Raw genomic sequence first — 412 nt, forward strand, 5'->3', positions numbered from 1 at the left:
CGTAGCAGCCCAAAAGTCGGTCCGAGTCCGGTTGACCGTGCGCGGCCGGGCTCGAAGCATCACGTGCTGACCGACGCGCACGGCACCCCGTTGCGGGTGTCCCTGACGGGCGGACACCGCAACGACGTCACCCAGCTCCTGCCGCTGGTCGACGGGCTGCCGCCGGTGCGGGGGAAACGAGGCCGCCCCCGGCGCAAGCCCCGCGAGTTGTATGCCGACCGCGGGTACGACCACGACCTGTACCGCCGTCGGCTGCGTGAGCGCGGCATCGTCCCGAAGATCGCCAGGCGAGGACAACCGCACGGCTCGGGCCTGGGTCGCATCCGGTGGGTCGCCGAGGCCGCCATCGCCTGGCTCCACGGACCGCGCCGTCTACGGACCCGTTGGGAAACCCGGGACGACATGCACGACG

The 412-nt window shown here is 72.1% G+C and carries 1 protein-coding gene; it reads left to right on the forward strand.

What is annotated here, in order from left to right:
* Positions 1-412, forward strand: a 412-nt coding sequence (locus tag AOQ53_RS18255) for a transposase (RefSeq protein WP_148640348.1), incomplete at both ends; no start/stop codon positions are given.

The sequence above is a fragment of the Streptomyces azureus genome (assembly GCF_001270025.1).
GTDB classification, from domain to species: Bacteria; Actinomycetota; Actinomycetes; order Streptomycetales; family Streptomycetaceae; genus Streptomyces; species Streptomyces azureus.